Below are 15,964 nucleotides of genomic sequence, written 5' to 3'. Positions count from 1 at the left end.
ATGCCGCCTATTGCAGCGTGGCGCGGCCGTCGTCGCTATCGTAGCGACCGAAAAACTGCATCAGCTGGACGACCAGCTCGGCGCGCGCGTCGATCGGCGATGCTTCCAAGAGCGCCTGCTTGGCGGCGGCGTCGAACGGCGCGACCTGCGCGATGCCGTTGACCAGCGTCGCATCATCGAGCTGCCCGACCGAATCCCAATCGACGACATAACCCTGTCTGGTCGCAAAGCGCTTTGCCTCGCGTTCCAGACTGGCGCGCTCGACGCTCGACAGCACCGCATCATCCTCGATTTCGGCCTCGATCTCGGCCTCCACCTGACGAAAGGGGGTCGTGACGTCGAGTTCGCGGCGGACGCGAAACCGCGCCACGCCTTCCAGCACCAGATTGAAACGTCCCTCGTCGAGCGCTTCGACATCGACAATACGCCCGACGCAACCGACGTCATAGAGCGCGGGCGGCTCGCGGCTTTCCTCGCCCGGCAGCATACGCGGCTGGATCATCCCGATCTGGCGGTCGCGCGCCAACACCTCCTGCACCATCGCCGAATAGCGCGGCTCGAAAATATGCAGCGGCAGGTGCAGCCCGGGAAACAGCACCGCGCCGGGCAGCGGAAAAATCGCGATCCGCTGAATGGTCAGGGGCGCGTCCGCGTTCATCAACCAAACAGTACCAGCGACAGGCGGCGGCGCTGCGCCGCCACCCACGGATCCTCCAGCCCGACGGCTTCGAACAGCGACAGCAGCTTGGCGCGCGCCGCATCCTCGTTCCATTCGCGGTCGGCGGCGACGATATGGAGCAGATTGTCGGCAGCCGCGTCGCGTTGACCCGCCCCGATCTGCGCACTGGCGAGGTCGAAGCGCGCCTGATGATCGGCAGGATTTGCGGCAAGAGCGGCTTCAAGCGCCGCCAGCTCGCCAGCATCGGGGGCGTCGGCGGCCAGTGCGAGTGCGCTTTTCGCCTGCGCGATCGCGGGGTCGTCGGCGATTTCAGCGGGCAGCATGTCGAGTGCACCTTGTGCGCTGGTCAGGTCGCCTGCGAGGACAAAGGCGCGGATCAACCCGCCATGTGCCGCAGCATTGTCAGGCGCCATTTCGAGGATCTGCCCGAAGATGCTCGCGGCACGCTCGCCGTCGCCTTCGGCCAGCACGGTTTCACCCATGTCGATCAGCGGCGCGATCTCGACCGCGCGTGCCGTCGCTTCGCTTTCGATCGGCAGCTGCGCGAGCAGCTGGTCGAGCATCGACTTCAGCTGGCTTTCGGTGCGCGCGTTGGTGAGGTTGGCAACCGGCTGGCCCTGGAAAATCGCATAGACGGTCGGGATCGACTGAACCTGGAACTGGCTGGCGATGAACCGATTCGCATCGACGTCGATCTTGGCGAGCAGCACGCCCTTGTCGGCATAGTCGGTGGCGACCTTTTCCAGAATTGGGGTCAGCTGCTTGCACGGCCCGCACCATTCGGCCCAGAAATCCAGGATCACCAATTTGGTCATCGACGGTTCGACGACATCGCGGCGGAACGCGTCGACGGCTTCCTTTTCTTGCGGATTCAGACCCAATGTGGCCACGAAATCATGCTCCTGTTGCTCGTCCCCGGTCGTCGGCGCACCGATAGCAAGGACTCTTGTCCTGCTTATGTGGGAATTGCGGGCGATATGCCAACCCTTCGGCAAAAAACGCAAACAGGGCTTGCCGAGTCAAAAAGCCGGTGCTAATCGCCCGCCTCACCCGCTGGAACCGACCGGTTTCCAGCCGCCAGAGCGGGCGTAGCTCAGGGGTAGAGCACAACCTTGCCAAGGTTGGGGTCGAGGGTTCGAATCCCTTCGCCCGCTCCAGTTTTCCTAACAATTTCAGACACTTACGCCGAATGGCGGCGTAATACGCGTCGTTACGTGGGCTCGATTTTTGCCTCGCGTAATAAGGACGTAATATGATGGGAGCGAGCTGTCGGGTGCCTCTAGGGCAGGATCGGCGACGTTGTTCGCAGAGGTCCGAACATTCTTCCGCCGATCCGACACGCCTCACATGCTCTAATCTTTCTGCTGTTTGGCCTCTTGGCGGGCGTCGCGAAGGATTTCGATGCCGCCCTTGATCGCGATCAGCGCAGTCGCAAATCCAACCAGAAGGTCCGGCCAGTTCGTACCGAGCCACCAGACGAGGACACCCGCGATCAGGATGCCGCCGTTCGAGATGAAGTCGTTGTAGCTGAAGGTTGTCGCGGCTCTGAGGTTGACGTCCGGATCCTGAATGCGCTGCAAGAGCTTCAGACAAGCATAGTTCACCACCGCAGCGACGGCCGACATGATCATCATTGTCGGACCGATCGGTTCGCTGCCTTCGAAATAGCGCCGTCCTACATCGAACAGGACGCCGGCCGCGAAGACCAGCAGCATGACACCCGATGCCGTGGCAGCACGGGTTTTCCATTTCAGGCCGTGGCTGAGCGCAACGAGGCTCAAGGCATAGACCGCGGCGTCGGACAGATTGTCGAGCCCATTGGCGATGAGCGCGCTCGAATCGCCGAGCCCGCCGGTTACGAGGAAGGCGATCGCGATAGCCGAGTTCAGGACGAGAACGATCTGGAGCGTTCGCTTTTCGCGTTCGCTCCCGGATGCTTTTTCATTCATTGCAAGCTCCTCAATCCTCACCATCCCTAAAAGGAGGCGGAACCCGCTTGGGTTCCGCCCCAGTCAGCACTCTCGGTTGCCGCCGACAGGGGGGAATGGCGGCCATCCGGGAGTGTCTCAGCCTTCGGGGCTGGGGACGCTGCTCGGGCGCGCCAGCTCTTCCTCTTCGGCCTTCGCGGTCCGTCGATGGACCAGGAGGTACAGGGCCGGCAGCACGAGCAAAGTCAGGATCGTCGACGAGATGATCCCGCCGATGACGACAGTTGCCAGCGGCCGCTGCACCTCGGACCCAGCCCCGACATTGAGCGCCATCGGTACGAACCCGAGCGACGCCACCAGCGCCGTCATCATCACCGGTCTGAGGCGGGTCAGCGCGCCTTCGCGGATCGCCTCGACGAGCGCTTTTCCGCGTTCGCGCAGATCCTTGATGAAGGATAGCATCACCACGCCGTTCAGCACCGCGACCCCGGACAAAGCGATGAAGCCGACGCCCGCCGAGATCGATAACGGAATGTCGCGCAGCGCCAGCGCCGCGACCCCGCCCGTCAGCGCCAGAGGCACGCCCGAGAAGACGATCGCAGCATCGCGCACCGTGCCGAACAGCATGAACAGCAGCCCGAAGATCAGCAGCAGCACCAGCGGCACGACGATCTGGAGGCGCTCGGTCGCGGACTGAAGCTGCTCGAATGTGCCGCCATATTCGATGTAGTAACCATCGGGCAGCACGACCTCAGCTTCGACCTTTTGCGTGAGCTCGTCGATGAACGAGCCCAGATCGCGCCCACGAACATTCGCCGTGATCACCGCGCGGCGCTTGCCATTTTCGCGGCTGATCTGGTTCGGCCCCGCCGCGAGCGATATCTCCGCCAGCTCCGAAAGCGGCACGAAGCCGCCGGCCGGAAGTGCAACGGGGAGATTGCCGAGCGACGCGAGATCGGTGCGAATGGCCTCGGGAAGCCGGACGATGACGTCGAAGCGGCGGTCACCCTCGAAAAGCTCGCCGGCCTGACGGCCGCCGGTCGCTGTCGAAACCGCATCCTGCACCGTTTCCATGCTGACACCGTAGCGCGCGAGCTTGTCGCGATCGGGCGTGACCGAGAGCATCGGCAGGCCGGTGACCTGTTCGAGCTTCACGTCCTGCGCGCCCGCAATTCCGCCCGCGACTTCCTCGATCGCCTGCCCCGATTCGAGCAATTGATCGAGGTCGTCGCCGAACAACTTGATCGCCACGTCGGCGCGAACGCCGGCGATCAGCTCGTTCATGCGCATCTTCACCGGCTGGGTGAACTCATAATTGTTCCCTGGCACCTCGTTCGCCGCCTTGTTGAGTTCGGCAACGAGCTGGTCGCGCGTCTTTCTCGGATTGGGCCATTCCTTCCGGTCCTTGAGCATGATGAAATTATCGGCGACCGACGGGGGCATCGGATCGGTCGCTACCTCGGGAGTGCCGATCTTCGCGAACACCCGCTCGACTTCGGGGAACTGCCTGATCCTCTTCTCCAGCGCCTCCTGCATCGCGATCGACTGGGTGAGGCTCGTCCCCGGAATGCGCATCGCGTGCATCGCGATATCGCCTTCGTCGAGGTCCGGGATGAACTCGGACCCGAGACTGGTCGCCGCCACGCCGCTCAGCGCGACAAGCGCCAAAGCACCAGCCAGCGCAGCCTTCGGCCAATTGAGGACGCGGTCGAGCATCGGGCGGTAGCCCTTGCCGAGCCCGCGCATCAGCCAATTTTCCTTTTCTTCGACCTTGCCGGTCACGAACAGCGCCACCGCGGCCGGAACCAGGGTGAGCGACAGCAGCAGAGCGGCGGTAAGCGCGAGGACGACGGTGATCGCCATCGGATGGAAGGTTTTGCCCTCGACGCCCTCGAGCGCGAAGATCGGCAGATAGACTGCGGTGATGATAATAATGCCGAAGATGCTCGGCTTGATCACTTCTGCGCTTGCGGAAGCGACTAGGCCGAAGCGCTCGTCGCGGTCGAGCAGGCGTCCGAGCCTGTGCTGAGCCTCGCCGAGCCGGCGGAGGCAGTTCTCGACGATGATGACGGCCCCGTCGACGATGAGGCCGAAGTCGAGCGCCCCGAGGCTCATGAGGTTTGCCGATGTCCGCGTCTGGAGCATGCCCGTCAGCGTCATCAGCATCGCGACCGGAATGACCGCCGCCGTGATCAGCGCGGCCCGGAAATTGCCGAGCAGCAGGAACAGGATCACGATGACGAGCAGCGCGCCCTCGGCGAGATTCTTCTGCACCGTCGAAATCGTCCGCTCGACGAGCGCGGTGCGATCGTAGAGCGGCTTGGCAACGACACCCTTCGGCAACGCACGCGAGGCTTCGACGAGGCGTTCGGCCGAGGCCTGCGCCACCACGCGCGGATTCTCGCCGATCAGCATCGAGACCGTCGCGAGGACGACTTCCTTGCCATTTTCGGTTGCGGCGCCTGTGCGGAGCCCCGAGCCGATCGCGACATCGGCGACGTCGGCGATCCGGATCGGAACCCCGCCGCGGGTGGTGACGATGATCTGCGACAGGTCACGCTCATTATTGGCCTGACCCGGCACGCGGATCAGAATCTGTTCGCCGCTGCGCTCGACATAACCGGCCCCGCGGTTGGCATTATTGGCCTCGAGTGCGGTGACGACATCGTTGAGCGAGAGATTGAGCGAGGCGAGCGAGGCCGGGTTGGGTGTCACATGATATTGGCGGGCATAGCCGCCGATCGTGTTGATCTCGGCGACCCCCGGAATCGTGCGCATCTGCGGCCGGATGACCCAATCGGACATCGTCCGGAGGTCTTCCGCCGTATAAGGCGTGCCGTCGGGTTTTCGCGCGCCCGGTTCGGCCTCGATCGAGAACATGAAGATTTCGCCGAGGCCCGTCGAGATCGGGCCCATTTCGGGCTCCATCCCGGGCGGAAGCTGGCCGCGCGCGGCCTGGAGCCGCTCGTTGACCTGCTGGCGCGCGAAATAGATGTCGGTCCCGTCCTCGAAGACGACAGTGACCTGGCTCAGGCCATAGCGCGAGATCGACCTGGTATAGTTGAGGTTCGGGATGCCCGCGATCGCGGTCTCGATCGGATAGGTGATGCGCTGCTCGGACTCGAGCGGCGAATAGCCTTCCGCCTTGGTGTTGATCTGGACCTGGACGTTGGTGATGTCGGGAACGGCGTCGATGGGCAATTTGGTCGCGCTCCACGCGCCGATCGCGCAGAGGAGCGCGACCACCGCGAGGACGAGCCATCGTTGCCGGATCGAAAAGCCTATGGTTCTGGCTAGCATGTTATCCTGCTCCCCGATCAATGGTCGTGGCCCGCGCCGGACTTTTCGATGTCGGCGCGAACGAGGAAACTGCCCTTGGTGACATAGGCGGTGCCGGGCTTGATGCCCGACAGGACCTCGGTCCATTCGGGCGACGAACGGCCGAGCTTCAGCATCCGGACCTCATAGTCCTGCCCGAAATTGGCATAGACCACCTTGAAGTCGCGGAAGGGCTGGATCGCCTCGGTGCGCACGGCAAGCGGCACGGTGACGGGGTTGACCATCACGCGGCCGCGCAAGGCCATGCCAGGGCGGAGCGTTCCCGAGCGGTTCGGGATGGTCGCGCGGATGAGCGCAGTGCCCGCCTCGACATTGCCGTCGGGCAGGAACTGCCCGAGCGGCGCGGTCGCGATTTCGGCGCCGTCCTGCGTCTCCACCGTCACCCGCATGCCCGGACGTATGATCGCGAGGTCGCGGGGGAAGATGTTGAAGACGACCGTGGTCTGCGCCGGGTCGGTGACCACATAGAGTGCGCGCCCGTCGGTGACGTCGCCGGGGTTGGCGTTGCGCTCGGCGATCACGCCGCCGACCGTCGCATATACCGGATAGACCTGGAGGCTCTCGCTCGACTCGATGCGCGCGAGCAGTTCCCCACGGCGGACGCTGTCGCCCACCGCCTTGGTCACCGAGACGACGCGGCCGGGGAACTGGCCGCGAATTTCGGAGCGGGCGGTCGGCGACAGTTGGACGGTGCCGTAGAGTTCGCGCATTTCGCCCACCGTCGCCGGTCCGACGACCGCGGTTTCGATGCCTCCGGCCTTGGCGGCGTCAGCCCCGATCCGCGTGCGCCCTTCGGGGTTCGCATATTTCCAAACGTGCCGCTTGCCGCCCGTCACCGCGACAACCTCGACGTCGAAGCTGTGCGGTTCGGTGACGACACCTTGCCCTGCGAGGAATTTGCCCTGCGGGCGGAAGGTGAAGCGATCGACGTCGCCGCCAAGCCGCGTGAGGGTGATGGCGAGCTGGACATCCTTCGGGTCGACCGGTTTGCCGTCCCGCGTTGCGAAAACGCGGAATTGCGGCTCGGTGCCATTCTCGAAGATTATGACCTCGACCGCGAAATCGCCATTCTTGAGCAATTTGCCACCGTTCGGGCCTTTGGCATCTTCCTCGCCTTCGCCCTCAGCGTGGCTTTCGCCTTCTTCATGCTTGTCTTCGCCCTCGGCTCCGCCACCGCAGGCAGCGAGAGGCACAGCAAGGAACAGCGCCGCAGCCGCGGCGGGAAATGGAAACTTCTTCATGGAATATTCTCCGCAAGGGGAGCCGCATCGAAGCGGCCGGTCAGGCGATCGATCTCCGCGAGCAAATCGCGGTAGCGTGTCATGGCCTCGGCCCACTGACCCTGGATCTGGATGATGACGTCGGCGGCATCCTGTACGTCGGCGAACAGGAACCCGCCGCGGGCATAGCCTTCGCGCACCTGGCCGAGCGTCTTCACCGCCTTGGGATAGACGTCGTTCATGATGCCCTCGGCCCGGACGCGTGCGGCGTCGGCATCGGCGCGCAGCGACGCGAGGCGCCGCAGCCGCTCGAGCCGGCTCGCTTCGGATTGGAACTCGAGCTGCCGCCGTTCGGCCTGCGCCCGGGCGATATTGCCCTGGTTGCGGTCGAACCGTCCGAGCGGGATCGAGATGCCGCCAAGAACGGCGACATCATTGGTCTCGCGAAGAAAGCGCGTGCCGCCCGAGACCGTATAGTCCTGGTGCGCACGGCTCTGCTCGACGACGACCTGCGCGCGGGCCCGGTCGACGGCGGCGTCGAAGACCGCCGCGTCGGCTTCGGCGAGCGGCGGATCGCGCGGATCGGGTTTCTCGATCCCCTCGGCGATAACGAGGCTGTCAGGCGTGCCGCCCCAGAAGGAGGTGAGCAATGCGCGTGCGGACTGCCGCTTCGCCTGGGCTTCCTTCAGGGCCAGTTCGGCTTCGAGAATGCGGGCATCGGCGCGCGTCTCGACGAAGAGCGGATCCTTGTAGCCGCGCACGCGCCTGATCGCTTCGGTCCGCATCTCCTTTTCAAGTTTGACGCGATCCTCTGCGATCCAGACCATCTGCTCGGCGATCTGGACGTCGATATAGGCGCGCTGCACTTCCTGGGCGATGTCGAGCCGGACGAGCCGCCACTGCGCCTCGGCGAGAACGACACCGCGCTCGGCAAGCGCCATTCGCGCCTCGCGCTTGCCCCCGCGTTCGAGCGGCTGCGAATAGGTGACGGTGAGTTCCGATTGCCGGAACAGGCCATAGCCGCCCGTCCCGACGCCATTGTCCATGTCGACCGACACGGTCGGATTGGGACGGACGCGGGCTTGCAGCTGGTCGGCGCGCGCGGCGTCGACCCCCGCTTCGCCCGCTCTAAGCTCGGGCGATGCAGCGATGGCCCGCTCGACCGCCTGGTCGAGCGTTAGCGGCTGGGCCCAAACGGACCCCGCCAGCAGCGCAGCCCCGGCCAACAGGGCGGCGCGCATATGGATATGCATGAATGATCACTCCTGAACGATTCGACTGAGCGCAGGCCGAAAAGGGGCCGCGCGGCAGGCGGCGTTCAGGCGAGGGGAGGGTTCAGGGGCGGTGCGAGCGCGCGCGAAGCGAGGCGCGTCGCGGGCAACGCAAAGTGCAGGCCGCCGGAAAAACAGGACAGATCGTCATGACCCGAAAGGGCCTGATCGGATGCGACCGGGCAATTATGGTGACTGCCGTGGAGGTCGGCGTCCTGCTGACCTTTTTGCGTGTCCTTGTCCGACGCATGGCCCGGCTCGACATGGTGCGAAAGATGCGAATCCGTCGCATGGTGCGTCATGCCCGCCATCGCCGGCGCAGCATTGTGGAGCCCGCTGAGCAGCAGGATGAACACAAGCAACAGGCGAAGGGTAGCGCCGGACATGGTCGCGCCCCTAACAGCGAATGACCCGTTCCGGAAGTCCAAAACCGGATCAATCGGTTCGCGCAGCGCGGCTCTCCGTCGACCGGGCCGTTTCGATCAGCGCTTCGAGGGCCTGCGGCATCGGCATCGGCTCGAAGGCGCTCACCCGCGCGCGACCATTATTCCCTGCGGGGAGGCGGCCGGTCAGCGAACCGAGCGGGACGAGCAGGAACCGCATTGCCTGACCGGTAGCTTCACGGGCATCGCCGAGCTCGATCGCATAGCGAAACATGTGCCAGTGGGAGGCGAGATGCGCGCCCATATAGGGCTGGCTCAATATATGTTCCCATTCCAGCGCCTGCCACGCAGCGGCTTCATCTCCGATTCGGCGTGATTCGCAAAACAGGCGATATTGCTCGCGCAGCAGCGGCTCGATGACGGCCATGCTCACGGGATTTACTGTCGGCGGCACCATCCTCTTTCCCCCTTTTTTGTGCAGGGCAGGCTCTTGCACCCTGTAGTAGATACAGGGTCAAGCCCTGATGTTCCGGCAGGACGCTGTGCCGCTCTGCGTCCGATTTACCCCCTCGTCTCACGGGAAGCATATCGCTCGAATGTCGTCCCGAACAAAGGAGGCGGGAGCCAATAGCGAAGCGATAGAAATAAGAGTGAAAGACAATTGTAGAATTATTGTGCTTAACGCGTGATTGTTCGGCCGATATCCTGTTTCTTGAGGCGCATCTGCAACTATAGAGGGGCAAGGTGCACTGCTCTCTTACCTCCATGAGATAAAATTACGGAGCCGGTTCGGGGGTTCGAAGAGTGCCGCCGAAGTTGATTGAAAATCTTCTACTTTTCACCGCGCCGTTTCGATGCTAGGGGCCGGTTTCAATGCGACGGGTGATCCTCTTCCTCCTGACCCTTCTCCTTGCATCCGGAACGGTTGCGGGGTCGCTCGCACATGCGACCGAGGATCGGGCCGAGGCGAGCCTTTTCGTTGCTGTGATCGAAGCCGGCTGCGTTCCCGCACCGGCGATCGAAGGCGCCGAAGTCGACAAGAAAAAATCCTCTCCCGGCGAAAAGCAGCAGGTGCCTGCCGCCGCTCATGGCTGCCACGGTCACCATTCGGGCGTCCCGGCGGAATCGCTGTCGGCAGCGACCGAAACGCCTGCCCCTGAAGCGCATACGCGCATCCTGACGGCCGCCTTGCCGCCCGTCGCCTATATCGGGACGTTCCGCCCTCCAATCGCCTGACGCTCTAGGTCTGCGCGTGCCCTTCGCGTGCGCTTCTCCCTGGAAACGTCAGGAGTCTCCTTTTCATGAAATCCATAGTTGTCGCCGCGAGTCTCGTGGCGCTCGTTGCAGGCTCAAATTCCGCGCCCGCCGCTGCCCAGTCGGCAGCGACGGAGCTGGTGGGACCGCCTTCTTCCGCAGGCGAGGCCGTGCGTACCGGCCCGCTTCCCGCTCGATTGTCCCTCGCGCAGGCGATGGAGGAAGCCGACGCGCGCTCGCCGCGCGTGGTTGCCGCCGAAGCCGAAGTGGAGGCCGCTCGCGGTCGCCAGCGTCAGGCGGGCTATCGCTACAATCCGACGCTCAATGTCGATGTCGAGAATTTCGCAGGCACCGGCCCCTACTCGGGCCTGAACGGTCTCGAAACGACCGTGTCGGTCAATCAGCGTCTCGATATCGGGGGCCGGCGCCGGTCGCGCATGACGCTCGCCGACGCCGAGTTTCTGGCCGCGAAGTACAAGTTGGAGATTGCACGCGCAGATCTTGCGCTCGATGTCCGCAACCAGTTCGCGACCGCTCTCGCGGCCCGCGATAGCCTCGCGCTCGCACGCGAAAATGAAGCGCGTGCCCGCGAACTCGTCCGCGTGGCACAGGCCATGGTCGATACCGGCAACGAGCCGCCGCTCCGTGCGTTCCGCGCCAATGCGGCTCTCGTTCAGGCCACCGCCGAGCTACGCACGGCCGAGGCCGAAGAAAGGACCGCCCGGCGTTCGCTCGCGGCGCTCCTTGGAAGCTCGGTCCCGCCTGCCGAGTTGATGGAAGGCGATATGTGGGTGGCACCGGAGACGGTGGACTCGCTCGCGACGCTCGACGTTCGCTTGGCAGAAACCGAGAAGCTGATTGCTGAAGCGCGGCTCCAGGGGCAGCGCGCCGATGGCCGGCTCGATCCGTCGGTCGGCTTCGGGGTGCGTCAGCTTCGCGACACCGGCGATCGCGCATTGATCGCCAATGTTTCCGTGCCGCTCCCCGTCTTCGACCGCAACCGCGGCAACATCTCGGCAGCCAAATCCGATGTCGCCGCCGCCATTGCGCGGCGCGAGAATGCAGTGGTCAATGCTCAGGCGGAGATCGCCAATGCGCAGGCCGAACTCGAAGCCGCAGAGGCCCGCCTCGCGGCGCTTGAGGGTAGCGGCATCGAGCAGGCGCGCGAAGGTGTCCGGCTCGCCGAACTCAGCTACCGCGCCGGCAAGTCCTCGCTCGTCGAATATATCGACGCGCAGCAGGCCTATGCGGCAACGCAGGCCGAACTGATCGCGGCGCGCCAGGCCCGGGCCGAAGCCCGCGCCATCCTATCGCGCCAGGCAGCCGCCGACGGCGATGCGGATCATCAGCCATGAGCGCGCCGAGCCTTCCAGTGGACGGAGGCGCCTTCGCCATCGTCCTTCCAAGTCAACAGGGGTGCGCCGCCGGTCGGCGCGCGAACCGCATCAACAGCGGAGATAGAATATGATCACCAAGGACAAGCGTCTCCTCGGCACTGTCGCGGGCGCCATGATACTCGCTGCCGTCACGGGCTTCGGCGTTGCACGCTGCACCGCCGACCCGGCCGCCGCGCCGGCTGCCGAAGGCGAAAAGGAAGCGGCGAGCGAAGCCCTTCCGAGCAGCCTCGCCATCACGCCCGAAGCGATCAAGGCCGCCGAGATCGGCGTCGAGACGATCGGCGCCGGCGGACTCGGTTCGGAAATCATCTCGCAAGCGACCGTTACCGCCGCGCCGAGCGGCGAGGCGATCGTCACCGCCCGCGCGGGCGGCGCGGTCACCCGTCTCTTCAAGCGGCTCGGCGATCCGGTCAGCGCCGGTGAGACGATCGCGATCGTGCAAAGCCGCGACGCCGCCCAGATTGCGGCCGAACGGATTGCCGCCGATGCGCGCTCGACGCTCGCGCAGAAAAATCTCCACCGCGAGAAGACCCTGTTCGACCAGAAGGTGTCGGCGCGCGTCGACTATGAGCAGGCGCAAGCCGAAGCCGCGGCCGCCGCGGCCGAAGCGCAGCGCGCGCGTGCCGCAGCGAGCGCCGCGCAGGTCACGCGCGATGGCAGCAGCGTCATCGTGGCAAGCCCGATCTCGGGACGGATCACGGCCGAGAACGCCAGCCTTGGCGCCTTCGTTCAGCCCGAAACCGAATTGTTCCGCGTTGCCGATCCCAGCAAGGTGCAGATCGAGGCCGCCGTCGGTCCGGCCGATGCCCAGCGGCTCTCGCCCGGAGACCGTGCGATCATCGAACTTCCCGACGGACGGACGATCGATGCCCGCGTGCGCGCCGTCACGCCCGGCCTGTCGGGCGACACGCGCTCGGCAACCGCCGTGCTCGACGTACCCGGGGCGCTCCAGCCGGGCTTGGCGGTCCGGGTGCGGCTGCTTCCGAGCCGCGGCGCCGAAACCGGTGGGCCGGCCCGTATCGTGATCGCGGACGAAGCCCTCCAGACGCTCGAAGGCCGCGACGTGGTGTTCGTCCGCACGAAGGACGGCTTCCGCGCGCAGCAGGTGACCGTCGGCCAGCGCAGCGCGGGCCGTGTCGAAATCCTCGCCGGGCTGAAGCCGGGCCAGATCGTCGCGACCAAGAACGCATTCCTGCTCAAGGCCGAACTCGGCAAGGGCGCGGGCGAGGAGGAATAAACCGTGATCGCGAAACTGATGGCGCTATCCGTCCGCGCGCGCTGGGCGGTACTCTTTCTCTTCCTCGTGATCGCGGGACTCGGCGTATGGCAGCTCACCAAGCTGCCGATCGACGCGGTTCCCGACATCACCAACAAGCAGGTGCAAATCAACACGATCGATCCGCGTCTCTCGCCGGTCGAAATCGAGAAGCTCGTAACCTATCCGATCGAAATCTCGCTCGCCGGCATTCCGGGGCTCGAGACGACACGCTCGATCTCGCGCAACGGCTTCAGCCAGGTGACGGCAATCTTCACCGATGAAACCGACCTCTATTTCGCGCGCCAGCAGGTGGGCGAACGGCTTCTCCAGGCGGGCGAGAATCTTCCCGACGGGGCCCAGCCGCAGATCGGTCCCGTCACGACGGGTCTCGGCGAGGTCGTCATGTACACCGTCGGCTACAAAAATCCCGACGGGAAGGGCGCCAAGAAGGTCGCGGGCCAACCAGGTTGGCAACCCGACGGCAGCTATCTGACCCCCGAGGGCGATATCCTCACCGACGAGATCGCCAAATCGGGCTATCTTCGCACGGTCCAGGACTGGATCGTCAGCCCGCAATTGAAGTCGGTCGGCGGCGTCGCCGGCGTCGACTCGATCGGCGGCTATGCCAAGACCTTCGTGGTCGAACCCGATCCGACCCGCCTCACCAGCTACGGCATTTCCTATAGCGAACTGGGCGAAGCCCTTGAACGCGCCAACCTCGCGGTCGGTGCCAACTACTATAACCGGGCAGGCGAGGCCTATCTCGTGCGCGTCGATGCACGCGTCCGCTCGGTCGACGAAATCCGCAACGCCGTCGTCGCGACGCGCGGCGGCGTGCCCGTGACGGTTGGACAGCTCGCCAATGTGAAGATCGGCGGCGACCTCAGAACCGGTGCGGGCAGCATGAACGGCAAGGAGGCGGTCATCGGGACCGTGCTCATGCTGATCGGGCAGAATAGCCGCACTGTTGCGGAGGATGTTTCGGCGAAGATCGCGCAGGTGTCGAAGACCCTGCCGCCCGGCGTCGAAGTGAAGGTGGTACTCGACCGCGCCAAGCTCGTGAACGCAACCGTCGGCACGGTTGAAAAGAACCTCACCGAAGGCGCGCTGCTCGTAGCGGCCGCGCTCTTCTTCCTGCTCGGCAACTGGCGCGCCGCGATCATCGCGGTGCTCGTCATTCCCTTCTCCTTCCTGATGATGGCGATGGGCATGAACGCCTTCCGGGTCCCCGGTAACCTGATGAGCCTCGGCGCGCTCGACTTCGGTCTGATCGTCGACGGGGCGGTGATCATCATCGAAAACTGCCTCGCCAGACTGGCGCACCGGCAGGAGCATGAAGGGAGATTGCTCAACCTTCGCGAACGTCTCGAGGAGACGATGCGCGCGAGCCAGGAGATGATCAAACCGACCGTCTTCGGCCAGGCGATCATCCTACTGGCCTTCGCGCCGTTGCTGATGTTTACGGGCGTCGAGGGGAAGACCTTCTCGCCGATGGCCATCACCATCATGCTCGCGCTCGTTGCGGCCTTCATTCTCGCGATCACCCTGGTTCCGGCGCTTGTCGCGCTGATGATTCGCGGCAAGGTTGCCGAGAAGGAAGTCTGGGCGATCCGCAAGTCGAAGGAGCGCTACCTGCCCTTGCTCGACAAGGCGCTCGCCAAGCCGTGGGCTTTCATCGCCGGCGGCTTTGCCTTCTTCGTCCTTGCGATCCCGGCGTTCGGACTGCTCGGCTCGGAATTCATTCCGCAGCTCGACGAGAAGAATATGGCGCTTGCCTCGACGCGCGTGCCTTCGGTGAGCCTCGAACAGTCTCTGGTCATGCAGCGCAACGTCGAGACGGCGATCTCGAGCCTGCCCGAAGTCGAGCTGATGTTTTCGAAGACGGGTACGGCCGAGGTGGCGACCGACCCGATGCCGCCGAACATCTCCGACGGTTTCGTGATCCTGAAACCCCAGGATCAGTGGCCGGCAGGTGTCGATTCGAAGGCCGATGTCGTCGAGCGTATCGAGAAAGCCGCTGGCGGCCAGCTCGGCCAGCTTTATGAAGTCAGCCAGCCGATCCAGCTTCGTTTCAACGAACTGATCGCGGGCGTTCGCGGCGACGTGGCCATCAAGCTCTACGGGGACGACCTCGACAAGATGTCGCTCGCGGCGAACGAGATGGTGCGCGTGCTCCAGGGCATACCGGGTGCGGGCAGCGTCAAGGCCGACCAAGTGGGCGGCGCTCCGACGCTCGACGTGAAGCTCGATCGCAATGCGATCGCGCGCTACGGTCTCTCGGTACAGGAGGTTGCCGATACGGTGTCGGCGGCGCTCGGCGGGCGGGAATCCGGCCTGCTCTATGAGGGCGACAGGCGCTTCGACATCACGGTTCGCGTCCCCGACGCGACCCGGGTCAATCTCGACGACATCCGCGCGCTGCCCGTGTTGCTGCCCTCCGAGGGCGGCAATCGCGGACAGATACCGCTCGCCCAGGTGGCGCAGATCCGGCTGACCGAAGGGCTCAACCAGATCAGCCGCGAAAATGGCAAGCGGCGCGTCGTCGTGCAGGTGAACCTCGAAGGCCGCGATGCGGGATCCTTCGTGGCCGAAGCGCAGGCGAAGATCGCCAATGTGAAGCTTCCGGCGGGCTATTACCTCGAATGGGGCGGGCAGTTCGAAAGTCTGCAGGCCGCATCGCAGCGGCTCTCGATCGTGGTGCCGCTCTGCTTCGCGGGCATCTTCATCCTGCTTTACATGGCGCTCGGCACGTTCGGGCGCGCGACCGCCGTGTTCCTCGCCGTGCCGCTTGGGCTCGCGGGCGGGGTGTTCACTCTCGCGCTTACGGGCATCAACTTCTCGGTGTCGGCGGCGGTGGGCTTCATCTGCCTTGCCGGCGTCGCGGTGCTCAACGGTCTCGTCGTCATGACGGCGATCCGCGAACGGCTCGAGAATGATGTCCCGCTCACGGAGGCAATCCGCGAGGGCATGACCGAGAAGATGCGTGCGGTGATCATGACCGGCTTCGTGCCCGCGATCGGCTTCGTGCCGATGGCGATCGCGACCGGCACGGGTGCCGAGGTGCAGAAGCCTCTCGCGACGACCGTCATCGGCGGTCTCATCGCGGCGACCATCCTGACGCTGCTCGTTCTCCCCGCGATCGCAAAAGTCGTCCTCGGGGCGAACTGGCAGCCGAAGTTCCTCAAGCGAAAAGCGGAGTCGGCGGTCCAGCCGGTCACGGAATAGGGAGAGACTG

Annotated in this window: 12 protein-coding genes and 1 tRNA gene; 5 read left to right on the top strand and 8 right to left on the bottom strand. The window is 64.9% G+C overall.

Going from position 1 to position 15,964, the window contains the following annotated elements; translation table 11 throughout:
• Positions 1-7 precede the first annotated feature (7 nt).
• Both FFS18_RS08145 and FFS18_RS08140 read right to left on the bottom strand, forming a co-directional pair.
• Positions 8-658 (bottom strand): LON peptidase substrate-binding domain-containing protein, encoded by a 651-nt coding sequence (locus FFS18_RS08145; RefSeq protein ID WP_120217855.1) that lies wholly within the window; start codon positions 656-658, stop codon positions 8-10.
• Complete coding sequence (locus FFS18_RS08140; RefSeq protein WP_137870394.1) at positions 658-1,569, bottom strand: tetratricopeptide repeat protein; 912 nt, start codon at positions 1,567-1,569, stop codon at positions 658-660. The genes FFS18_RS08145 and FFS18_RS08140 overlap by 1 nt, the downstream gene beginning before the upstream one ends.
• Before the next feature lie 192 nt (positions 1,570-1,761).
• On the opposite strand from FFS18_RS08140, the gene FFS18_RS08135 reads away from it, so the two are divergent.
• Positions 1,762-1,836 (top strand) — tRNA-Gly (locus FFS18_RS08135).
• 195 nt (positions 1,837-2,031) lie between these two features.
• Here FFS18_RS08135 and FFS18_RS08130 read toward each other — a convergent pair.
• From FFS18_RS08130 to FFS18_RS08105, 6 genes are all read right to left on the bottom strand, one after another.
• Positions 2,032-2,628, bottom strand: coding sequence for a cation efflux transmembrane domain-containing protein (locus tag FFS18_RS08130; RefSeq protein ID WP_003046522.1), 597 nt, complete (start codon positions 2,626-2,628; stop codon positions 2,032-2,034).
• 117 nt (positions 2,629-2,745) lie between these two features.
• Complete coding sequence (locus FFS18_RS08125; RefSeq protein ID WP_037553392.1) at positions 2,746-5,907, bottom strand: efflux RND transporter permease subunit; 3,162 nt, start codon at positions 5,905-5,907, stop codon at positions 2,746-2,748.
• Positions 5,908-5,924: 17 nt separating this feature from the next.
• The gene (locus tag FFS18_RS08120; RefSeq protein WP_003046516.1) at positions 5,925-7,187 is read right to left on the bottom strand and encodes an efflux RND transporter periplasmic adaptor subunit; all 1,263 of its coding nucleotides are present in this window, start codon (positions 7,185-7,187) and stop codon (positions 5,925-5,927) included.
• A complete protein-coding gene (locus FFS18_RS08115; protein ID WP_003046513.1) occupies positions 7,184-8,419 on the bottom strand; it encodes a TolC family protein in 1,236 nt (411 codons plus the stop codon). The genes FFS18_RS08120 and FFS18_RS08115 overlap by 4 nt, the downstream gene beginning before the upstream one ends.
• Before the next feature lie 65 nt (positions 8,420-8,484).
• On the bottom strand, positions 8,485-8,823 hold the full coding sequence (locus FFS18_RS08110) for a hypothetical protein (protein ID WP_003046510.1): 339 nt from the start codon (positions 8,821-8,823) through the stop codon (positions 8,485-8,487).
• A 49-nt stretch (positions 8,824-8,872) separates the two neighbouring features.
• The gene (locus tag FFS18_RS08105; protein WP_037553271.1) at positions 8,873-9,247 is read right to left on the bottom strand and encodes a DUF3703 domain-containing protein; all 375 of its coding nucleotides are present in this window, start codon (positions 9,245-9,247) and stop codon (positions 8,873-8,875) included.
• A gap of 446 nt (positions 9,248-9,693) precedes the next feature.
• Here FFS18_RS08105 and FFS18_RS08100 point away from each other — a divergent pair, with 446 nt between their 5' ends.
• The 4 genes from FFS18_RS08100 to FFS18_RS08085 all read left to right on the top strand — a co-directional run bounded on the left by FFS18_RS08100 (position 9,694) and on the right by FFS18_RS08085 (position 15,954).
• Positions 9,694-10,056, top strand: a complete 363-nt coding sequence (locus FFS18_RS08100; RefSeq protein WP_003046504.1) for a hypothetical protein — start codon at positions 9,694-9,696, stop codon at positions 10,054-10,056.
• Positions 10,057-10,121: 65 nt separating this feature from the next.
• A complete protein-coding gene (locus FFS18_RS08095) occupies positions 10,122-11,429 on the top strand; it encodes a TolC family protein (RefSeq protein ID WP_037553274.1) in 1,308 nt (435 codons plus the stop codon).
• A gap of 109 nt (positions 11,430-11,538) precedes the next feature.
• Positions 11,539-12,708 (top strand): efflux RND transporter periplasmic adaptor subunit, encoded by a 1,170-nt coding sequence (locus tag FFS18_RS08090; RefSeq protein WP_003046498.1) that lies wholly within the window; start codon positions 11,539-11,541, stop codon positions 12,706-12,708.
• A 3-nt stretch (positions 12,709-12,711) separates the two neighbouring features.
• Entirely contained in the window at positions 12,712-15,954 is a 3,243-nt protein-coding gene (locus tag FFS18_RS08085; RefSeq protein WP_003046495.1) for an efflux RND transporter permease subunit, read from the top strand.
• Positions 15,955-15,964 lie beyond the last annotated feature (10 nt).

The organism is Sphingopyxis sp. 2PD (genome assembly GCF_005503695.1).
Lineage (GTDB): Bacteria > Pseudomonadota > Alphaproteobacteria > Sphingomonadales > Sphingomonadaceae > Sphingopyxis.
The sequence above is the reverse complement of the archived record's forward strand: the minus strand, read 5'-3'. Positions and strand labels throughout refer to the sequence as shown.